12 protein-coding genes are annotated in these 17524 nt (G+C 69.2%); 4 read left to right on the top strand and 8 right to left on the bottom strand.

What is annotated here, in order from left to right:
* Window positions 1-35: 35 nt before the first annotated feature.
* The gene (locus QSK05_RS24940) at window positions 36-2555 is read right to left on the bottom strand and encodes a Tex family protein (protein ID WP_285599745.1); all 2520 of its coding nucleotides are present in this window, start codon (window positions 2553-2555) and stop codon (window positions 36-38) included.
* A 344-nt stretch (window positions 2556-2899) separates the two neighbouring features.
* On the opposite strand from QSK05_RS24940, the gene QSK05_RS24935 reads away from it, so the two are divergent.
* The 4 genes from QSK05_RS24935 to QSK05_RS24920 all read left to right on the top strand — a co-directional run bounded on the left by QSK05_RS24935 (window position 2900) and on the right by QSK05_RS24920 (window position 8295).
* The gene (locus QSK05_RS24935; RefSeq protein ID WP_285599744.1) at window positions 2900-4408 is read left to right on the top strand and encodes an MFS transporter; all 1509 of its coding nucleotides are present in this window, start codon (window positions 2900-2902) and stop codon (window positions 4406-4408) included.
* A 177-nt stretch (window positions 4409-4585) separates the two neighbouring features.
* Window positions 4586-6055, top strand: a complete 1470-nt coding sequence (locus QSK05_RS24930) for an AAA family ATPase (RefSeq protein ID WP_285599743.1) — start codon at window positions 4586-4588, stop codon at window positions 6053-6055.
* Window positions 6052-7443 carry a MurL-like N-terminal domain-containing gene (locus QSK05_RS24925; protein WP_285599742.1) on the top strand — a complete coding sequence of 464 codons (1392 nt, stop codon included), beginning with the start codon at window positions 6052-6054 and terminating at the stop codon, window positions 7441-7443. Before QSK05_RS24930 ends, QSK05_RS24925 begins: the two co-directional genes overlap by 4 nt.
* Window positions 7444-7551: 108 nt before the next feature.
* Entirely contained in the window at window positions 7552-8295 is a 744-nt protein-coding gene (locus tag QSK05_RS24920) for a 3-keto-5-aminohexanoate cleavage protein (protein ID WP_285599741.1), read from the top strand.
* Here the strand turns inward: QSK05_RS24920 and QSK05_RS24915 are convergent.
* The 7 genes from QSK05_RS24915 to QSK05_RS24885 form a co-directional block, all read right to left on the bottom strand.
* Entirely contained in the window at window positions 8280-9347 is a 1068-nt protein-coding gene (locus QSK05_RS24915) for an ABC transporter ATP-binding protein (RefSeq protein ID WP_285599740.1), read from the bottom strand. The two genes, QSK05_RS24920 and QSK05_RS24915, sit on opposite strands and share 16 nt — an antisense overlap.
* Window positions 9344-10405, bottom strand: coding sequence for an ABC transporter ATP-binding protein (locus QSK05_RS24910; RefSeq protein ID WP_285599739.1), 1062 nt, complete (start codon window positions 10403-10405; stop codon window positions 9344-9346). The genes QSK05_RS24915 and QSK05_RS24910 overlap by 4 nt, the downstream gene beginning before the upstream one ends.
* Before the next feature lies 1 nt (window position 10406).
* Window positions 10407-11420 carry an ABC transporter permease gene (locus QSK05_RS24905; protein ID WP_285599738.1) on the bottom strand — a complete coding sequence of 338 codons (1014 nt, stop codon included), beginning with the start codon at window positions 11418-11420 and terminating at the stop codon, window positions 10407-10409.
* 54 nt (window positions 11421-11474) lie between these two features.
* Complete coding sequence (locus QSK05_RS24900) at window positions 11475-13262, bottom strand: ABC transporter substrate-binding protein (RefSeq protein WP_285599737.1); 1788 nt, start codon at window positions 13260-13262, stop codon at window positions 11475-11477.
* 60 nt (window positions 13263-13322) lie between these two features.
* Window positions 13323-14318: an ABC transporter permease gene (locus tag QSK05_RS24895; protein ID WP_285599736.1), complete on the bottom strand. Its 996-nt coding sequence runs from the start codon at window positions 14316-14318 to the stop codon at window positions 13323-13325.
* 369 nt (window positions 14319-14687) lie between these two features.
* Window positions 14688-15791, bottom strand: coding sequence for a phospholipase D-like domain-containing protein (locus tag QSK05_RS24890; RefSeq protein ID WP_285599735.1), 1104 nt, complete (start codon window positions 15789-15791; stop codon window positions 14688-14690).
* 51 nt (window positions 15792-15842) lie between these two features.
* Complete coding sequence (locus QSK05_RS24885; protein ID WP_285599734.1) at window positions 15843-17372, bottom strand: GntT/GntP/DsdX family permease; 1530 nt, start codon at window positions 17370-17372, stop codon at window positions 15843-15845.
* Between the last annotated feature and the right edge of the window lie 152 nt (window positions 17373-17524).

Genomic DNA, 17524 nt, shown 5'->3' with positions numbered 1-17524 from the left:
CCCACCCGCTGGTAAGGGTTCTCCTGGTCCGGAACCTACGTGTTCAGCAGCCCGGCGCGACGCAGCGCATCCGCGAGCGCGGTGTCCGGCACCGAAGCGCCACTGCGCCCGCCGCCCTGACCACCACGTCCACCGTTCTGGCCACCCTGACCGCCCTGACCGCCACGGCTGCCCTGACCAGCCTGACCACCGCGTCCACCCGGGCCGCCCTGACCACCGCGTCCACCCTGACTGCCCTGGCCGCCACGACCACCCTGACCGGGCTGGCCACCTTGACCACCCTGGCCACCCCGGCCCTGACCGCCACCGGAACGCTGTCCCCGGTCACCGTTACCACCGCCGCGAGCGCCCCGGCCACCACCGGCGGGGGCACCGATCTCGTCGTCGAGCCGCAGGCTGAGGGAGATGCGCTTGCGGTCGACGTCCACCTCCATGACCTTCACCTTGACCACGTCACCGGGCTTCACGACCTCGCGCGGGTCGGACACGAACTTGTTCGACATGGCGCTGACGTGGACGAGGCCGTCCTGGTGCACGCCGACGTCGACGAAGGCACCGAACGCGGCGACATTGGTGACGACGCCCTCGAGCACCATGGCCGGCCGCAGGTCGGTGACGGTATTCACGCCGTCGGCGAAGACCGCGGCCTTGAACGCCGGTCGCGGGTCGCGGCCGGGCTTGTCCAGCTCGGCCAGGATGTCTTCGACGGTGGGAAGACCGAACGTGTCGTCGGCGAACTCGCCCGGCTTCAGCGAGCGGATGAGCGCCGTGTTGCCGATCAGCTTCGGCAGGTCGACCTCGGCCTTGGTCAGGATGCGCCGCACCAGCGGGTAAGCCTCGGGGTGCACACCGGAGGCGTCGAGCGGGTCGTCGCCTCCCTGGATGCGCAGGAAGCCCGCCGACTGCTCGAAGGCCTTGGCCCCCAGCAAAGGCACGTTGCGCAGCGATTTGCGGCTCGTGAAGGGGCCGTTCGCGTCGCGGTGGGACACGATGTTCGCGGCCAGGGTCTCTCCGATGCCGGAGACCTGACGCAGCAGCGGGGCCGAGGCGGTGTTCACGTCGACGCCGACCGCGTTCACACAGAACTCCACCACGCCGTCGAGCGAGCGGGCGAGTGAGGACTCGGGCAGGTCGTGCTGGTACTGACCGACGCCGATGGACTTCGGGTCGATCTTCACCAGCTCGGCCAGCGGGTCCTGCAGGCGGCGGGCGATGGAGACGGCACCGCGGATGCTCACGTCGAGATCGGGCAGCTCGGCCGAGGCGTAGGCGGAGGCCGAGTAGACCGAGGCACCGGCCTCGGAGACCACGACCTTCGTCATGTTCAGATCGCTCGCGCGGGCGATGAGCTCGGCGGCCAGCTTGTCGGTCTCACGGGAGGCCGTGCCGTTGCCGATCGCGATCAGGTCGACGTGGTGCGCACGGGCGAGCTTCTCGAGCTCGTCGAGCGACTCGGCCCAGCGGCGGCGCGGCTCGTGCGGGTAGATCGTGCTGTGGGCGACGACCTTGCCGGTACCGTCGACGATCGCCACCTTGACGCCGGTGCGGATGCCCGGGTCGAGGCCCATCGTGGCGCGGTTGCCGGCCGGGGCCGCGAGCAGCAGGTCGCGCAGGTTGGCGGCGAAGACGCGGATGGCCTCCTCCTCGGCGGCCGTGCGCAGCTGCGAGCGCACGTCGAGGCCGAGGTGCACCGAGATCCGGGTGCGCCAGGCCCAGCGCACGGCGTCGGTGAGGAACTTGTCGCCGGGGCGGCCCTGGTTGGTGATGCCGAACCGGTGCGCGATGAACCGCTCGGAGGCGCCGAACTCGCCGGGGGCGGGCGGGGCCTCGTCGTCGGGCTCGAAGTTGAGGTCGAGGATCTCCTCCTTCTCACCGCGGAACATCGCCAGCACCCGGTGGGAGGGCAGCTTGGTGTAGGCCTCGGTGAGGGCGAAGTAGTCGGAGTACTTGGCGCCCGCCGCCTCCTTGCCCTCGCGCACGGTGGCGGCCAGCCGGCCCTTGTTCCACATGCGTTCGCGCAGGGTGCCGATCAGGTCGGCGTCTTCGCTGAAGGTCTCGACCAGGATCGACCGCGCGCCCTCGAGCGCCGCGCTCACGTCGGCCACGCCCTTCTCGGCGTCGACGTACTGGGCCGCGACGTCTTTCGGGTCCTGCGAGGGGTCGGCCAGCAACCCGGAGGCCAGCGGCGCCAGTCCGGCCTCGCGCGCGATCTGGGCCTTGGTGCGGCGCTTGGTCTTGTACGGCATGTAGATGTCCTCGAGGCGGGACTTGGTCTCCGCCTCACGCACCTGGGCCTCGAGCTCGGGGGTCAGCTTTCCCTGGGACCCGATGGACTCCAGGATCGCCTCGCGCCGCTTCTCCAGCTCCCGCAGGTACGCCAGGCGCTCCTGCAGCGTGCGCAGCTGCGCGTCGTCGAGGGTGCCGGTGACCTCTTTCCGGTACCGGGCGACGAACGGCACGGTCGCACCGTCGTCGAGGAGCCCGATCGCGGCGACCACCTGCCACAGCTGCACCTGCAGCTCGTCGGCGATGCGCTGTTCGACGGAAACTGTCACGTTCTTCCACCTCTTGCCCGGTGCTCCTGAAGGACGATCACAGACTCTATTGGGTACCACCGACAGGTTGCGGTCCCGACAGCCGACGCAGGGCCCGGCGGAAGCACGCTCGCGCCCCATCCCTTCCCATATCCGCAGCAAGCGGGCCCGTGGGCCGGTGGGGGTGGCGGGCGTCACCCGGTCGGCAGATCTTCGGAGGGGAATACGGATACCCCTCCTCTACGCTGCACCCGTGAGTTAGTTGCCGTCCGCAACGAACGGTCATCATCCCCGGGTACCTCCCCACGTCAGCGACGACGTGTGCGCTTCACACCCTCAGCAAGAGAAGGCGGAGTACAAGCTTCATGGTCGCGGTCGACTCGTCGAGTCCCACATCCCAGTCCGAGAACGGGCAGCAGAAGACGGGCCTCCTGGTCGTCGGCCTGGCCACGGCGGTGATGACGCTGTCGCTGCTGCAGACCCTCGTCGTCCCCGTCCTCTCCCGTATCGCCGAGCAGCTCGACGCCGACCTCACCGCCGTCGCCTGGGTGCTCACCGCCAACCTGCTGGCCGCCGCCGTGGCCACCCCGGTCCTCGGGCGCATGGGCGACGTGTACGGCCGCCGCCCGGTGATGCTCGGCATCCTCGTCACCGTGCTCATCGGCATCCTGCTGGCGCTGTTCACCAGCTCGCTGCCCCTCCTGATCCTGGCCCGCGTGCTCCAGGGCACCTCGTACGGCCTGTTCCCGCTCTCCATGGGCGTGCTGCGCGAAGAGGTCCCGCCGCAGAAGCTCACCTCGTCGATGGCCCTGGTCAGCGCCACCCTGGGCGTCGGCGGCGTGGTCGGCCTGCTGGCCACCGGCCTGCTCACGCAGGGCGACGCGAGCTACCACCGCCCGTTCTGGTTCGGCCTCGTCGTCACCCTGGTCGCCCTCGTCATCGGCTTCTTCGCGCTCCCCCGCCGGGCGCCCGACGGTCACCACACCTCGGTCGACTGGATCGGTGGTTTCATCCTCGGCGCCGGCCTGGTGCTGCTGCTCCTGCCGATCTCGCAGGGTGAGCGCTGGGGCTGGGGTTCGCCCCTGACCATCGGCCTGTTCGTCGCCGCCGTCGTGGTGCTCGGCCTCTGGCTCGTCATCGAGGGTCGCATCGCCCAGCCGCTCGCCAGCCCCAAACTCCTGGCCAACCGGGGCGTCGCGATGACCAACCTGGCCGGTCTGCTCGTCGGGTTCGGCCTGTTCGGCGCGTTCCTCGGCATCACCGACTTCGTCGAGACCCCGAGCCAGGTCACCGGCTACGGCTTCGGTGCCAGCGTGCTGCGGGCCAGCGCCCTGTACCTGCTGCCCGGTGGTATCGCCGGCGTGATCGCCGCCCCGTTCATCGGCAAGTACGTGCACAGGGTCGGCGGTGGCCGGGCCCTGGCCACCGGCGCGCTCTTCGGCCTGATCGGCTTCGCCGGCATGGCCCTGTTCCACGACCAGTCCTGGCACATGATCGTGTTCGGCATCTTCACCCAGCTCGCCGTCACCTTCGGCTTCGCCACCCTGCCCGCCCTGCTCGTGCAGAGCGTCTCCCCCGCCGAGACCGGCGTGGCCAACAGCGTGAACTCGATCATGCGGTCGGTCGGCAGCGCCGTGGCCAGCGCCCTGATCGTCAGCCTGCTCACGGCCATGGCCGACGACCGGACCGGGCTCCCCTCCGAGGGTGCCTACGTGGTCATCTTCACCATGGGCGCCATCGCCTTCGCGATCGTCGCGCTCATCGGCCTGTTCGGCGTGCGGGGCCACCGCCCGGTGCCCGCGCAGGAAGAGCGCGAGGAGGCCGCCGTCAGCATGGCCGGCGAGTTCTCCCCGGTGTCGGGCCTGTCGTCCTGATCCTCCGGTCGTCAGGTGCGGTCCGGGTTCGCTCCCGGGCCGCACCTTTGTTTTGCCTGCTGGAGGACGCCGTCCCGCCCCGCTTCCAGGGACCAGTTCGCAGAGTGTCCGGCATGACAGAAGTATACTTCCGTGAAGTACACTTCTGTGACCCGAACCTCCCCGGGAGATCGCACCGTGGAAAAACCCTCACGCATCTTCGGTCGGTCCCGCGAGTGGGACGGCCTGGCCGCCTTCGCCGGCACTCCCCCGGAGGCGACCCAGGGCGGCGCCGCACTGGGAATCGTCAGTGGCCGGCGCCGGCAGGGAAAGAGCTTCCTGCTCCAGGCCATGGCCGAGACGGCCGGGGGCATGTATTTCGCCGCCACCGAGGCCACCGAGACCGAATCGCTCCGCCTCTTCGCCGAGACGCTCTCCCGCCACACCGGAGAGTTCATCGGCGCGCCCCCGCGGGACTGGAACGAGGCGATCGCACACCTGTTCCGCAGTTCGTGGGACCGGCCGGCCTTCATCGCCATCGACGAATTCCCTTTCCTGTCCAAGACATCACCGGCGCTGCCGTCCATCATTCAACGTGAGCTCGGCCCCGGGGGCAGCGGCCGCACGAGCCCGGTCCGTCTGGTGCTGTGCGGGTCGGCGATGTCGGTCATGGGAAATCTGCTGGCCGGTCAGGCGCCACTGCGCGGGCGGGCCAGTCTCGAGCTCGTGGTTCAGCCGTTCCAGTATCGCAAAGCAGCCCGGTTCTGGGGCATCACCGATCCCCGGCTCGCGGTGCTGGTGCACGCGGTTGTCGGCGGTACCCCCGCCTACCGCTATGAATTCACCCGGGGAGATGCTCCTTCGAGCATCGAGGACTTCGACCCGTGGGTGGTACGCACTGCGCTGAACCCGCAGACGCCCCTGTTCCGGGAGGCGCGGTACCTGCTGGCCGAGGAGTCCGCCATCCGTGACCCCGCGCTGTACCACTCGGTGCTGGCGGCGATCGCCGCCGGGAACACCACGAACGGGGGAATCGCGAATTTCATCGGGCGCCGGTCCGACCAGATCTCCCACCCTCTCAATGTTCTCGAGGACTGCGCCCTGATCGCCCGGGAGCCGGACCTGTTCCGGCCCGGCCGGTCCCACTACCGGATCGTGGAACCGCTGATCACGTTCTACGAGGCGATCATGCGCAAACGCTGGGCCGAACTGGAGATCCACCGGGCGGAACAGGTCTGGGCCACGACCCGGCAGACCTTTCTCACCCAGGTCGTGGGCCCTCACCTGGAGTCCCTGTGCCGGTCGTTCGCGCTGGACGCAGGCGCCGATCTCTTCGGCGAGCAACCCTCCGAGGTCGGTTCCGGCATCATCAACGACCCGGCGAACCGGACACAGATCGAGATCGATGTGGTCGCGTTCTCGGCCCAGCAGTCGAACGGCCCCCGGCAGGTCGTCTCCCTGGGTGAGGTGAAATGGGGAGAGGTGATCGGGCTCGATCACCTCAGGCGTCTGAGAAGAGCGCGGGACCTGCTGCAGAACAAGAGCTACCACACCGAGAACACCGTGCTCGCCCTGTACGGTGGCGCCGGGTTCACCGAAGAACTCAGGGCCGTCGCCACCACGGACGACCAGGTTCTTCTCATCGATCTCGAGCGACTGTACTCGTGAACAAGGGAACGGACGACGTCGTGAGCACCCCGGTGGACCCCAGCCTCCTGCGGTCCCTACGCACCGCACACCCCACCTTCACGGTGGCCGAACCGGTCTGCGTCATCGACGACGGGCGACTCGTCGTCCGATTCCGGTTCACGGTAGGACAGCACACCTTCGAGCCCTCGATCACGCTCAGCGGTCTGGAGGCGCACGAACTGACCCGGGCGAACGAGGATCCGGCCCGCGAACTCCTCCGGGCCCTCGCCGTGGTCGAGGCCTTCTCCTACTGGAAGGCGTTCTGCAGCCCGGAACTCGTCATTCCGGGCAGCGGCAGCCGACTCACCTGGTGGAACGATTTCTGGGCCCCGGCCCTGGGCGAGTTCTTCTACCGCAACGACATCGACTTCACCGCACCAGACTTCCTGACGCTGCGGGCCACCGGGCCGGACGACCCCGCCCCTCGCGCCCGGGCCGTCGAGGCGCCCGCGGCCCCCGCCCTCGTCATGTTCTCCGGCGGCAAGGACTCCCTCGCCCTGGCCCTCACCACCCGGCACGCCATGCCGATCGACGTCTTCCTCTACAACCCCACACCCGGCCAGCTCGCGCTGACCGGAACGCTACGGCCCGGTCGCGTGATCACCCTCGAGCGCCGGATCCTGCCCGACCTGCTGCGGCTCAACGCCCAGGGCCACCCCAACGGCCACACGCCGTACTCGGCCTACCTGGCGTTCGCGGCGATGCTGGCCGGCTACCTGCGCGGCAACAGCCTGGTGCTGGCCGGCAACTCCCGCAGCGACGACGAGCCGAACATCAGCGCCTACCGCGGCCGTCCCGTCAATCATCAGTGGACGAAGACGTACGAGTTCGAGGCGAACCTCGCCGACTACCGGCACCGCTGGGTGCCGGCGGCTCCCCCCTACGCCAGCCCGCTGCGTCCTCTGCTCGAACTGCAGATCGTCTCGCTGCTGACCGACGACGTCGATGCCTACCTGCGTACCGCCAGCTGTAACCAGGCGAAGAGCACGGGCTGGTGCCGGGCCTGCGCCAAGTGCGCCTGGGTCTTCCTCGCCACCTCGGTGTTGTTCGGGCACGACCTGGCGGTCGCCAAACTCGGCGGGGACCTGCTCGAAGACCGTTCGCTGTCCGGGCTCTACGAGCGGATGGCCGGGCTGCACGGCACCAAGCCGTTCGAGTGCACCGGCAGTGAGGACGAGGTGAGAGCCTGCCTGCGCTCGGTGCTGGAACGCGACGCCCCGGTTCCGGCGGCCCTGCTGCTCATGGCCGAGGACACCCGGATCCAGCAGGCGCCCACCCTGGCCGAGGTGCTGGCCGGCTGGGGCGCCGACGACCTGGTGCCGGAGGCGATCCGGCCCTACGTCGAGAAGGCCCGCGGCCCGGCGTAGAGGTGCGGACCCCGGGCCCGCCGGGCCCGGTGCCGGACGACACGGTTCTTACGCTGGACTCCCGCGTCCGTAAGCGGTTCATTACTGATCGGACGTGGAGGAGGAACCGTGCTGAAGGTGTGTCTCAACGGATCGCGCACCCGGTCGGAACATCCCGGGCTGCCGGTCACGCCGGCCCAGCTCGCCGGCGCCGCCCGGGCGGCGGTGGAGGCCGGCGCCGACTGCCTGCATCTGCACCCCCGGGGGGTCGACGGGGCGGAGTCGCTGCTGGCGGTCGAGGTGGCGGCGGCCGTCAGCGCCGTCCGTCAGGCGTGCCCCGGTATTCCGGTGGGTGTGTCCACCGGGCTGTGGATCACCGCGCGCGACGTGACCGCGCGACGTGAGCTGGTCCGGGGCTGGGTGGCGCTGCGGCCTGCCGAGCGGCCCGACTTCGCCTCGGTGAACCTGTCCGAGCCCAGCGCCCTCGAACTGGCGGCGGTGCTGCGCGAGATCGGCATCGGGATCGAGGCCGGGGTCTGGACCACCCGTGACGCCCGCCTGCTCGGGTCGGGCCCTCTTCCCGGGATCATCCGGGTACTCGTCGAGATCATCGGCGTACCGCCGGAGAAGGCGGTGGCCGAGGCCGACGCCATCCTCCAGGAACTCGGCGATCCGGGCGTGCCGGTCCTGCTGCACGGCGAGCAGGAGGCGTGCTGGCCGGTGCTCCGTCACGCCCTGGCCCTGGGCCTGGACACCCGGATCGGCCTGGAGGACACGCTCACCGGACCGGACGGCGGGCCGGTGACCGGCAACGCCGCCCTGGTCCGGGGCGTTCGTGAGCTGTACCTCGGAAAGTCTTACTCGGAGGGCTGAATCGGGTGGGCGGTCAGGCGGTCGCCCGGCGGGTTCTCCGGGAAGTGACAGGCCACCTCGTGGTTGCCCACCATCGGCTCCAGCGGCGGCTCCTGCACCGAGCAGATCTCCTGGGCCTTCCAGCAGCGGGTGTGGAACCGGCAGCCGGACGGCGGGTTGAGCGGGCTCGGGGTCTCCCCGCGCAGACGGATGCGTTCCCGGTTGACGCGGGCGTCCGGGTCGGGCACCGGCACGGCCGACAGCAGCGCGTGCGTGTACGGATGCATCGGCCGCTCGTACAGGTCGTCCCGGTCGGCGATCTCGACGATCTTGCCGAGGTACATCACCGCGATCCGGTCGGAGATGTGCCGCACCACGGACAGGTCGTGGGCGATCACCACGTAGGTCAGGGCGAACTCGTTCTGCAGGTCTTCCAGCAGGTTGATCACCTGCGCCTGGATCGACACGTCCAGGGCGGAGACCGGCTCGTCGGCGATGACCAGCTTGGGGCGCAGGGCGATCGCCCGGGCCACCCCGATGCGCTGGCGCTGGCCGCCGGAGAACTCGTGCGGGTACCGGTTGTAGTGCTCCGGGTTCAGGCCCACCAGTTCCAGCAGTTCCTGCACGGCCGGCTTGACCTGCGCGGACGGCAGGGTCTTGTGCAGGCGGAACGGCGCCCCGACGATCGAGCCCACGGTGTGGCGGGGGTTCAGCGACGAGTACGGGTCCTGGAAGATCATCTGCACGTCACGGCGCAGCGGGCGCATCGCGGAGTCGGACAGGTGCGCGATGTCCCGGCCGTCCAGCGAGATCGTGCCCTCGGTGGGCTCGTCCAGACGGGTCAGCAGGCGGCCGGTGGTGGTCTTGCCGCAACCGGACTCCCCCACCAGGCCCAGGGTCTCGCCCCGGCGCACCTGGAAGTCGATACCGTCCACGGCCTTCACCGCGGCGACCTGGCGGCGCAGCACGGCGCCCCGGTTCACCGGGAAGTGCCGCTTCAGGCCCTTCACGTCGAGCAGGAGGTCGTCCTGCGTCGTCCCCTCGTCCGCGGGGACCTCGGAAACTGTACTCACAGGCGCGGTGACACCTCCTCCGTCCAGATCTGCCGGCGCTGGGCGGACGGCAGGTGACAGGCCACGCGGTGCGCCGCCCGGCCCGGTACCGGGAGCAGTTCGGGCACGTCGGTCAGCGCCTTCCCGTCGGTCAGTTCGTCATAGGGGCAGCGCGGGCTGAACGCGCAGCCGGGCGGCAGGCTGATCAGGCTCGGCGGGCTGCCGGGAACGGGCAGCAGCCGCTCGGCGCGCACCCGGTCCATCCGCGGCATCGAGCTGAGCAGGCCCCAGGTGTAGGGGTGTTCGGGCGCCCGGAAGAGATCGTGCACCGAGGCGTGCTCCACCGCCTTGCCGCCATACATCACCAGCACGTCGTCGGCCAGCTCCGCGATCACCCCGAGGTCGTGGGTGATCATGATGACCGCCGAGCCGAACTCCTGCTGCAGGTCGCGGATCAGGTCGAGGATCTCGGCCTGCACGGTGACGTCCAGGGCCGTGGTCGGCTCGTCGGCGATCAGCAGCTCGGGGTCACAGGCGAGCGCCATCGCGATCATCGCGCGCTGGCGCATGCCGCCGGAGAACTGGTGCGGGTAGTCGTCCACCCGTGAGGAGGGCTCCGGAATGCCGACCCGGCCGAGCAGATCGATCGCGTGCTGACGGGCCTGCTTCTTGCTGACGTCGTTGTACAGCCGGTACGCCTCGATGATCTGCGCGCCGACCTTGAAGTACGGGTGCAGGGAGGACAGCGGGTCCTGGAAGATCATGGCCATCTTGCGGCCGCGCAGCTTCCGGACGAAGTCGGCACTGGCCGAGACCAGTTCGTCGCCGTCCAGCCAGATCTCGCCGGAGACCTGGGCGTTCGTGGTGCGGTGCAGACCCATGATGCCCATGCTGGACACGCTCTTGCCCGAGCCGGACTCGCCGACGATCCCCAGCGTCTTCCCGCGTTCCAGCGAGAAGCTGAGCCCGTCGACCGATTTCACCAGACCGTCGTCGGTCGGGAAGTGGATGCGCAGGTCACGGACGTCCAGGAACGGACGTTGGCGGTCACCGTCTCCGGCGGTGGAAACCTCGGTCACCTCAGAGCCTCACCCTCGGGTCGATCACGGCGTACAGAATGTCGACGACCAGGTTGGCTATCACCACGAAGGTGGCGGCCAGCAGGGTCACGCCGAGCACCTTGGGCAGGTCGTTGTGGGAGATCGCCTGCACCGTGTACGAGCCGAGACCGGGCAGCGAGAACGTCGACTCGGTCAGGATCGCGCCACCCACCAGCAGGCCCAGGTCGAGACCGAAGATCGTCAGCACCGGGGTGAGGGTGGAGCGCAGGGCGTGCTTCAGCACCACCGTGCGCTCGGGCAGGCCCTTGGCCCGGGCCGTGCGGATGTAGTCCTCGTTCATCGTCTCGAGCATGCCCGCCCGGGTCAGCCGGGCGTACCCGGCCGCGTAGAGGAAGGCCAGCGTGACCCAGGGCAGGATCAGGTCGTAGGCCCACTCGATCGGGTTCTCCAGCAACGGGGTGTAGCTACTGCCCGGCGGGAAGATCTTCAGGGTGTAGCTGAACACCGACAGGGCCAGCAGACCGGTGAAGAAGATCGGCAGGGAGACACCCGCGAGCGCCACGGCCATGGCCGCCCGGTCGAACACCGTGCCCCGGCGCAGGGCCGAGAGCACACCGACCCCGACGCCGCTGATCAGCCAGATCAGCGCCGCCCCGGCGGCCAGCGACAGCGTCACCGGCAGCCGGTCGAGCAGGTCGGGCAGCACCGGGTTCTGGTCGATGAACGAGAACCCGAGGCAGGGGGCCGGGCAGTGCTCCGGTGCCGGCCCGCCGAGGTCGTAGTCGCGGCCCGCGAAGATGCCCTTCACGAAGTCGCCGTACTGCACGTACACCGGGTCGGTGAAGCCGAGCTGCACCGCCCGCTCGTGCACCTGCTCGGCACCGGCCGTCTTGCCCACGTAGCGCGAGGCCAGGTCGTCGGCACTCGCCCCGGCCAGCCTCGGCACCAGGAAGAAGATCGCGAAGGTGATGAAGCTGACCAGGGCCAGGATGACGACGGCGGCGACCGCGCGCCTGGCGATGAATGCCGTCACTGCTCAGTCCTTTCCGGTCGCCGTCGTCGTCGATTCATGGTGCTGTGTTGCCTTTCAGCTCTTCGCCACGCCGAGCGCGGAGTAGTCGTATCCGTCGTAGCCGCTGCTCACGAACACGTTGGTCAGGGTCTTGGGCCGGTACAGCAGCACCTTCGCCCAGACACCCGGGTACACCCAGGCGCCTTCCATGACCTTCTTGTCGATGTCGGCCCACTCCTGCTCACGCTTGGCCGTGTCCTGCTCGTTGACGGCGAGGTCGATGAGCTTGTCGATCTCGGGGTCGCGGACGCTCAGGTTCGAGGCGCCACCGGTCTCGCGGATGACCCGGCTGTCGACCAGCTGGGACAGGAAGCCGTAACCGTCCGGCCAGTCGGCCGCCCAGCCGTTGGCCATCAGGCCCAGGCCTTCCTTCTTGGCGAAGGACGGCTTACCGGCGTACAGCGAGAAGTAGTCACCCTGCGGGTAGGGCTTCAGGGTCACCTTGATGCCGACCTTGGCCAGCGACTGCTGCATCGACTCGGCGGCGGCCTTCTCGGCCGGACGCTCGGTGCGGTAGCTGTAGCTGGTCTCGAAGCCGTCGGGCTTGCCGCAGGCGGTGAGCGCCTCCTTGGCCTTGGCCTCGTCGCCGGTCTGCGCGCTGACCGGGTACAGGTCGACCTTCTGCTGGCCCGGGATGGTCGGGGGCAGCAGGCTGGTGGCCACGTCGCCGCCACCGATCGAGCCGCCGAAGGCCGTCTGGTAGCCGGTGTGGTCGGCCGCGTAGATGACCGCCTTGCGGCAGTCGATGTTGTCGAACGGCGCGACCTCGCTGTTGATCGAGGTGAACCAGGTGCGGTTCAGCGGGGCCGAGTCCGAGTTCTTCTTCTCCTCGGGGTCGGCCAGCACCTGCGCCTTGGCGGCCGCGCCGATACCCAGCTGGGTGACGGAGACGTCGAGGTCACCCGAGAGCAGACGCTGGTCGATGTCGTCCTTGTTGACGTTGAGCGTCACGTCGATCTGGTCCGGCAGGGCCGGGCGCACCTCGTCGGTGGCCGCGTCCCACTGGTCGTTGCGGACCAGCTTGAAGCTCTTGCCGGCCTCGTAGTCCGAGAACTTGTACGGGCCCGAGGAGACCACCGCGGACTTGTACTTCGAGCCGGTGTCCTTGTCCTTCGGCACCGGAGCGGTGGCGGGAAGGCCGGCGAAGTAGTCGAACCCGCTGAACGCCTGGTTCAGGTGGAAGACGATGGTCTTGTCGTCCGGCGTCTCGATCGCGTCGAGGTCCTTCTTGTCCTTGTAGACCGAGTAACCCTCGGGCACGTCGGCCAGGAAGTCGTTGAAGTACGTGGGCCCGTGCGGGAACGTGGTCTTGTCGAGCTGGCGCTCCACCGCGTAACGGATGTCGCCCGAGGTGATCGGCGAGCCGTCCTCGAACTTCAGGCCGTCCTTCAGCGTGTAGGTCCAGGTCTTGCCGCCGTCGGACGACTTGCCCAGGCTGGTCGCGAGGTCCGGGACCAGGGTGGCACCCTCGGCGCCGGGCGCGGACTTGTAGGTCACCAGGGTGCGCGTGTAGTAGCGGGCGAAGTTCCAGGAGTACCCGTAGTAGGTGTCACCCGGGTCGGTGGAGTCCCACTCACCCTCGTTCGCGTAGCGGAGGGTGCCGCCCTTGGCGTCGGAGGAGTTGACGACACCGGTGACAGCGGCGTCGAACTTGGCCGCGCCACCGGCGTCCCCGTCGTCGCCGGACGAGGATCCCCCGCCGCACGCCGCCAGGCTCACCGTCAGCGCGGCAGCGCCGGCGACGGCGATGGTCGTGCGCCTTCTTCTCATGGTGTGTTCCACCTTCACTGTCTTGGCCAGCACGGCACCTTCTTGGAAAATCGTTGCAGGGGAACAGCGCCGAACCCCCGTACGAGTGGAACGTCAGCGGGCGCGGGGGTCCAGGGCGTCCCTCAGGCCGTCACCGAGGATGTTGAAGGCCAGCACGGTCACGAAGATCGCGACACCGGGCACCATCATGAAGGTGGGGTCGACCCGGTAGTACGTGGTGGCCTCGGAGAGCATGCCGCCCCAGGTCGGGGTGGGCGGGCGCACACCCACGCCGAGGAACGACAGGGCCGCCTCGAACAGGATGTTGGTCGGGATCAGCAGCGTGGCGTACACCAGGATCGGCGCGGCCAGGTTCGGCAGCAGCTCACGGAACAGGATGTACGGCGTGCGGGCACCGAGACTACGTGCGGCGTCGACGAACTCACGCTCTCGCAGCGACAGGGTCTGCCCGCGCACGATGCGGCCGATGTAGGGCCAGTTGAAGAAGCCGATGATGAAGATCAGCAGCGCGATACGCAGCGCGTCGCCGCTCAGCCCGAACGCCTTGTCGGGCACCACCCCGGCCAGGGCCAGGGCGAACACCAGCAGGGGGAACGCCAGGAAGAGGTCCATGGTGCGGCTGATCAGCGTGTCGATCCAGCGGCCGTAGTAACCCGCGACCACCCCGAGCACCGTGCCGATGAACACCGACAGCAGCGTCGCGAGAAACGCGATGAGCAGCGAGATCCGGGCGCCGTAGACCACCCGGCTGAACAGGTCACGACCGTTCAGCGGCTCCACGCCGAGCAGGAAGTCGCCGGTGATGCCCCCCAGCGGGTGGATCGGCGTGGCCAGGTCCGGGTCGATCTGGTCGGGGTGGAACTCGTTGGGCGGGTGCCCCAGGAGAGCCACGACCAGCGGCGCGAAGATCGCGATCAGGATCAGCAGGACGACGATGACGCCGCCGGCCAGCGCCCAGCGGTCACGCCGCAGCCGCAGCCAGGCGATCTGCGTGAGGGAGCGTCCCTGGATCGCCACCCCGGCACCGGAGAGAACGGCCTCGGGCTGTGCTTCGGTCGCACCCCCGGGTACGTCGAGCGGAGCGGACATACGGGTCGGACTCTCCTTCTGGCGGACCTACGACCGGGCGGTGCGGGTTCGGGAACGGGACCTGGTGGAACGCGTTGACGGGAACAGGCAGTGCGACGGAGCTGGACTTCAGGCGGAGCGGACGTGACCGGATCGCCCTGGACGCGGGCCTCGGACACGGTATGACCAGGACGGGAACGAAGTGCAAAACTTCCTGTTACCCGTGAGTTTCGGTGCACGTTAGCCACTTGGGAACCGTCTGGCCAGTAAGGTTGCCCTTAGTTCGGCCGATATGTCACTCCTGTGGGCCCGCCGTCATCCGATTGTGATGAATCCACGCTCAGGACCGCCGGAGCTGCGAAACAAAGAATTAACGCCGCCTGCTGAACCTCAGACGGGTTCGGTCAGGTCCCGGACGATCCGCTCGATCTCGACCAGGGCGTAGCCCGCCAGACGCCGCTGCGCTTCCTCGCTCACGGGGTCGGCCTCCTCGAGATCACCGATGACGATGATGTTCTCGTCATTCAGCGTGGTTGCCGGGCCGGTGTAGTTGAAACTGCCGATCACCAGGAGTCGCTCGTCGATCACCATCAGCTTGTGGTGCAGCTTGCGCACGCCGGTGCCCGGCCGGTTCTGGTGCAGTTCCACCCCGGCCGCCTTCAGCGGCTGCGTCGCCGCCCACTTCTGCACGCCCTGTCCGCGGTCGAGCACACCCCGCAGCCGGTCCAGAGTCGGCGCCAGGCGGATCATCGCGTCGTCAATACCGGACGACCGCGCGAAGGTGAACATCGCGAAGTCGATGCTGGTGGCGGCCTTCAGCATCTGTTTCATGATCTCCATCTCCGGCCCCTGACGGGGCGCGAAAACGGGCTTGACCCGCACTTTCCCGAGACGGAACTCGACCGGCCGGGCCTCCACCCGCTCGTGCGTGGCACCGAAGAGACCCGAGCGCATCCGGTCGAACTCGGCAAGGTAGGTCTTCGCCGCGGTGCGCCCGTAGAGGATCGCGATGTGGTTGAGGTTGTTGCCGACCACGCCCGGCGACTGCGGCGGGTCGTTCGTGCCGGTGTCGGTGCGGGTGAAGTTGGCCGAGCCGGTCAGGACGGCGGCGGTCGGCTCACCCGGGTCCCGCACGATGAACTTCTGGTGGAAGATGGCCGGATTCAGGTCGGTGACCACGTCGACCCCCGACCGCAGCAGCGCGGAATGGATGACGCGGTTGGTCTCGTTGTCACCGGCCGGCGCCCAGGGGTCGCCCGGCGGGCGGGCCTCGGTGAGGTAATCCCCCTCGAGGATCAGCCGCACCCGGATCTTCGCGGCCTGCGCGGCCAGCACGGCCTGTGCCACCGATCGCGAGTCCAGTTCCTGCGCCGCGATGGCCAGGCTGCGCTTGGCCCCGCCGATGAAGTCACGCACGACCTCGTCGAGGTCGTCCGGGCCCCCGAGCGCGGGCGGGCCCATGAACAACTCGATACCGCCGACCTTGATCCCCATGAAGGCCCCCTGCCTGCAGGAGCCATCAGACACCGCGGAGGTGCTCCTTGGCTAGACCAGCAGCGACAGCAGCAGCACCCCGGCCAGGCCGATCACCGAGATCAGCGTCTCCATCACCGACCAGGTGCGCAGGGTCTGTCCCACGGTGAGACCGAGATACTCCTTCACCAGCCAGAAACCGGCGTCGTTGACGTGCGAGAAGAACAGGGAGCCGGTACCGATCGCCAGGACCAGCAGCGACAGCTGCGGGCTGCTCAGGTCGGCGGCCAGCGGCACCACGATGCCGGCCGCCGTGATCGTGGCGACCGTGGCCGAACCGGTGGCCACCCGGATCCCGACGGCCACCAGCCAGCCCAGCAGCAGAGGCGACAGGTCGGTGTCCCGGGCCGCGTCGGCGATCACCTGACCGACCCCGGCATCGATCAGCACCTGCTTGAAACCGCCTCCGGCGGCGACGATCAGGAGAATCGCGGAGATCGACGGCAACGCCCCGGCGATGCTCCCGGACACCTGCGAGCGATCCATCCCGGTGGCGAAACCCAGGGTGAACATGGCCAGCAGCACGCCGGCCAGCAGCGCGACCAGCGGCTCGCCCGCCACCTCGAGGGCCTCGCGCAGACCGTCGCCCTCGTCGAGGGTCAGCTCACCCACGGCCCGCACGAGCATCAGGACGACCGGGAGCAGGATGGTCAGCACGGCGGGCCAGAAGGCGGGGCGCCGCGCCGGGAAGCCCAGGGTGGACGCCGGTCCGCCCGGTCCGCCCGGTCCGCCCGGTCCGTCCGGTCCGTCCGGGTCGTCCGGTCCGTCCGGGTCGGTGGGCCCGCCCACGTCCTCGGCGGCCCCCCGACGCTCACCGTCGTCCTCAAGCACCCCTGTGACCCCGCCGGAAGCCACCAGCGCAGGAGGCGCCTGGGCCACCACGTACCGCGACACCCACGACGCGAACACCGGCCCCGCCAGGATCACCGTGGGGATCGCCAGGATCAGGCCGAACATCAGCGTCAGGCCGAGATCGGCGTCGAGGGCGGTGACCGCGGCCAGCGGGCCGGGATGCGGTGGCACCAGACCGTGTAATACCGAGAGCCCGGCAAGTGCGGGGATGGCTACCTTCAGCAGCGGAACCTGGGTCCGCGCCGAGACCAGGAGCACCACCGGAACCAGCAGGACGACACCGATCTCGAAGAACAACGGCAGTCCGATGAGGGCCGCCACCCCGGCCATCGCCCAGGGCAGCCGACCTCCGGGGACCCGGCTGACCACGCGGTCGACGATCCGGTCGGCCCCGCCGGAATCGGCCAGCAGCGCGCCGATCATGTTGCCCAGCGCGATCAGCAGGCCGACCGTTCCGGCCGTGGCCCCGACCCCACCGGTGAAACTGTCGATGGTGCCCGCGACCCCGAGACCTCCGACAATGCCCAGCACGGCGGAACCCAGAACCAGGGCCAGGAACGGGTGCAGTTTCGCCAAGGCGATGAGCAGGATGACGACGGCGATCCCCAGCACCGCCGCCGTGATCAGCCGGGCATCCCCCGACGCCTTCGCGGTTTCGGCCGCGAGCAGCGGCAGGGCGGACGACGTCACGAGACCCTCCTTGGTCCGTCCGGAGCGGTGCAACCCCGGGACGATAGGCAGGATTTCCGTTATGTGCACTTCGAGGCCGGTCTGCACAGCCGCGACACAGCATCTGCCCAGGGGAAACTAAGTGGAATCTGCTTTTCCACTTCCACTAGGGT

It is taken from the genome of Kineosporia sp. NBRC 101731, from assembly GCF_030269305.1.
Taxonomy (GTDB): domain Bacteria; phylum Actinomycetota; class Actinomycetes; order Actinomycetales; family Kineosporiaceae; genus Kineosporia.
The sequence above is the reverse complement of the archived record's forward strand: the minus strand, read 5'-3'. Positions and strand labels throughout refer to the sequence as shown.

Coding starts and splice junctions, on each gene's coding strand:
- QSK05_RS24935 (WP_285599744.1), top strand. CDS start 2,900: ATGGTCGCGGTCGACTCGTCGAGTCCCACATCCCAGTCCGAGAACGGG.
- QSK05_RS24895 (WP_285599736.1), bottom strand. CDS start 14,318: ATGTCCGCTCCGCTCGACGTACCCGGGGGTGCGACCGAAGCACAGCCC.
- QSK05_RS24890 (WP_285599735.1), bottom strand. CDS start 15,791: ATGGGGATCAAGGTCGGCGGTATCGAGTTGTTCATGGGCCCGCCCGCG.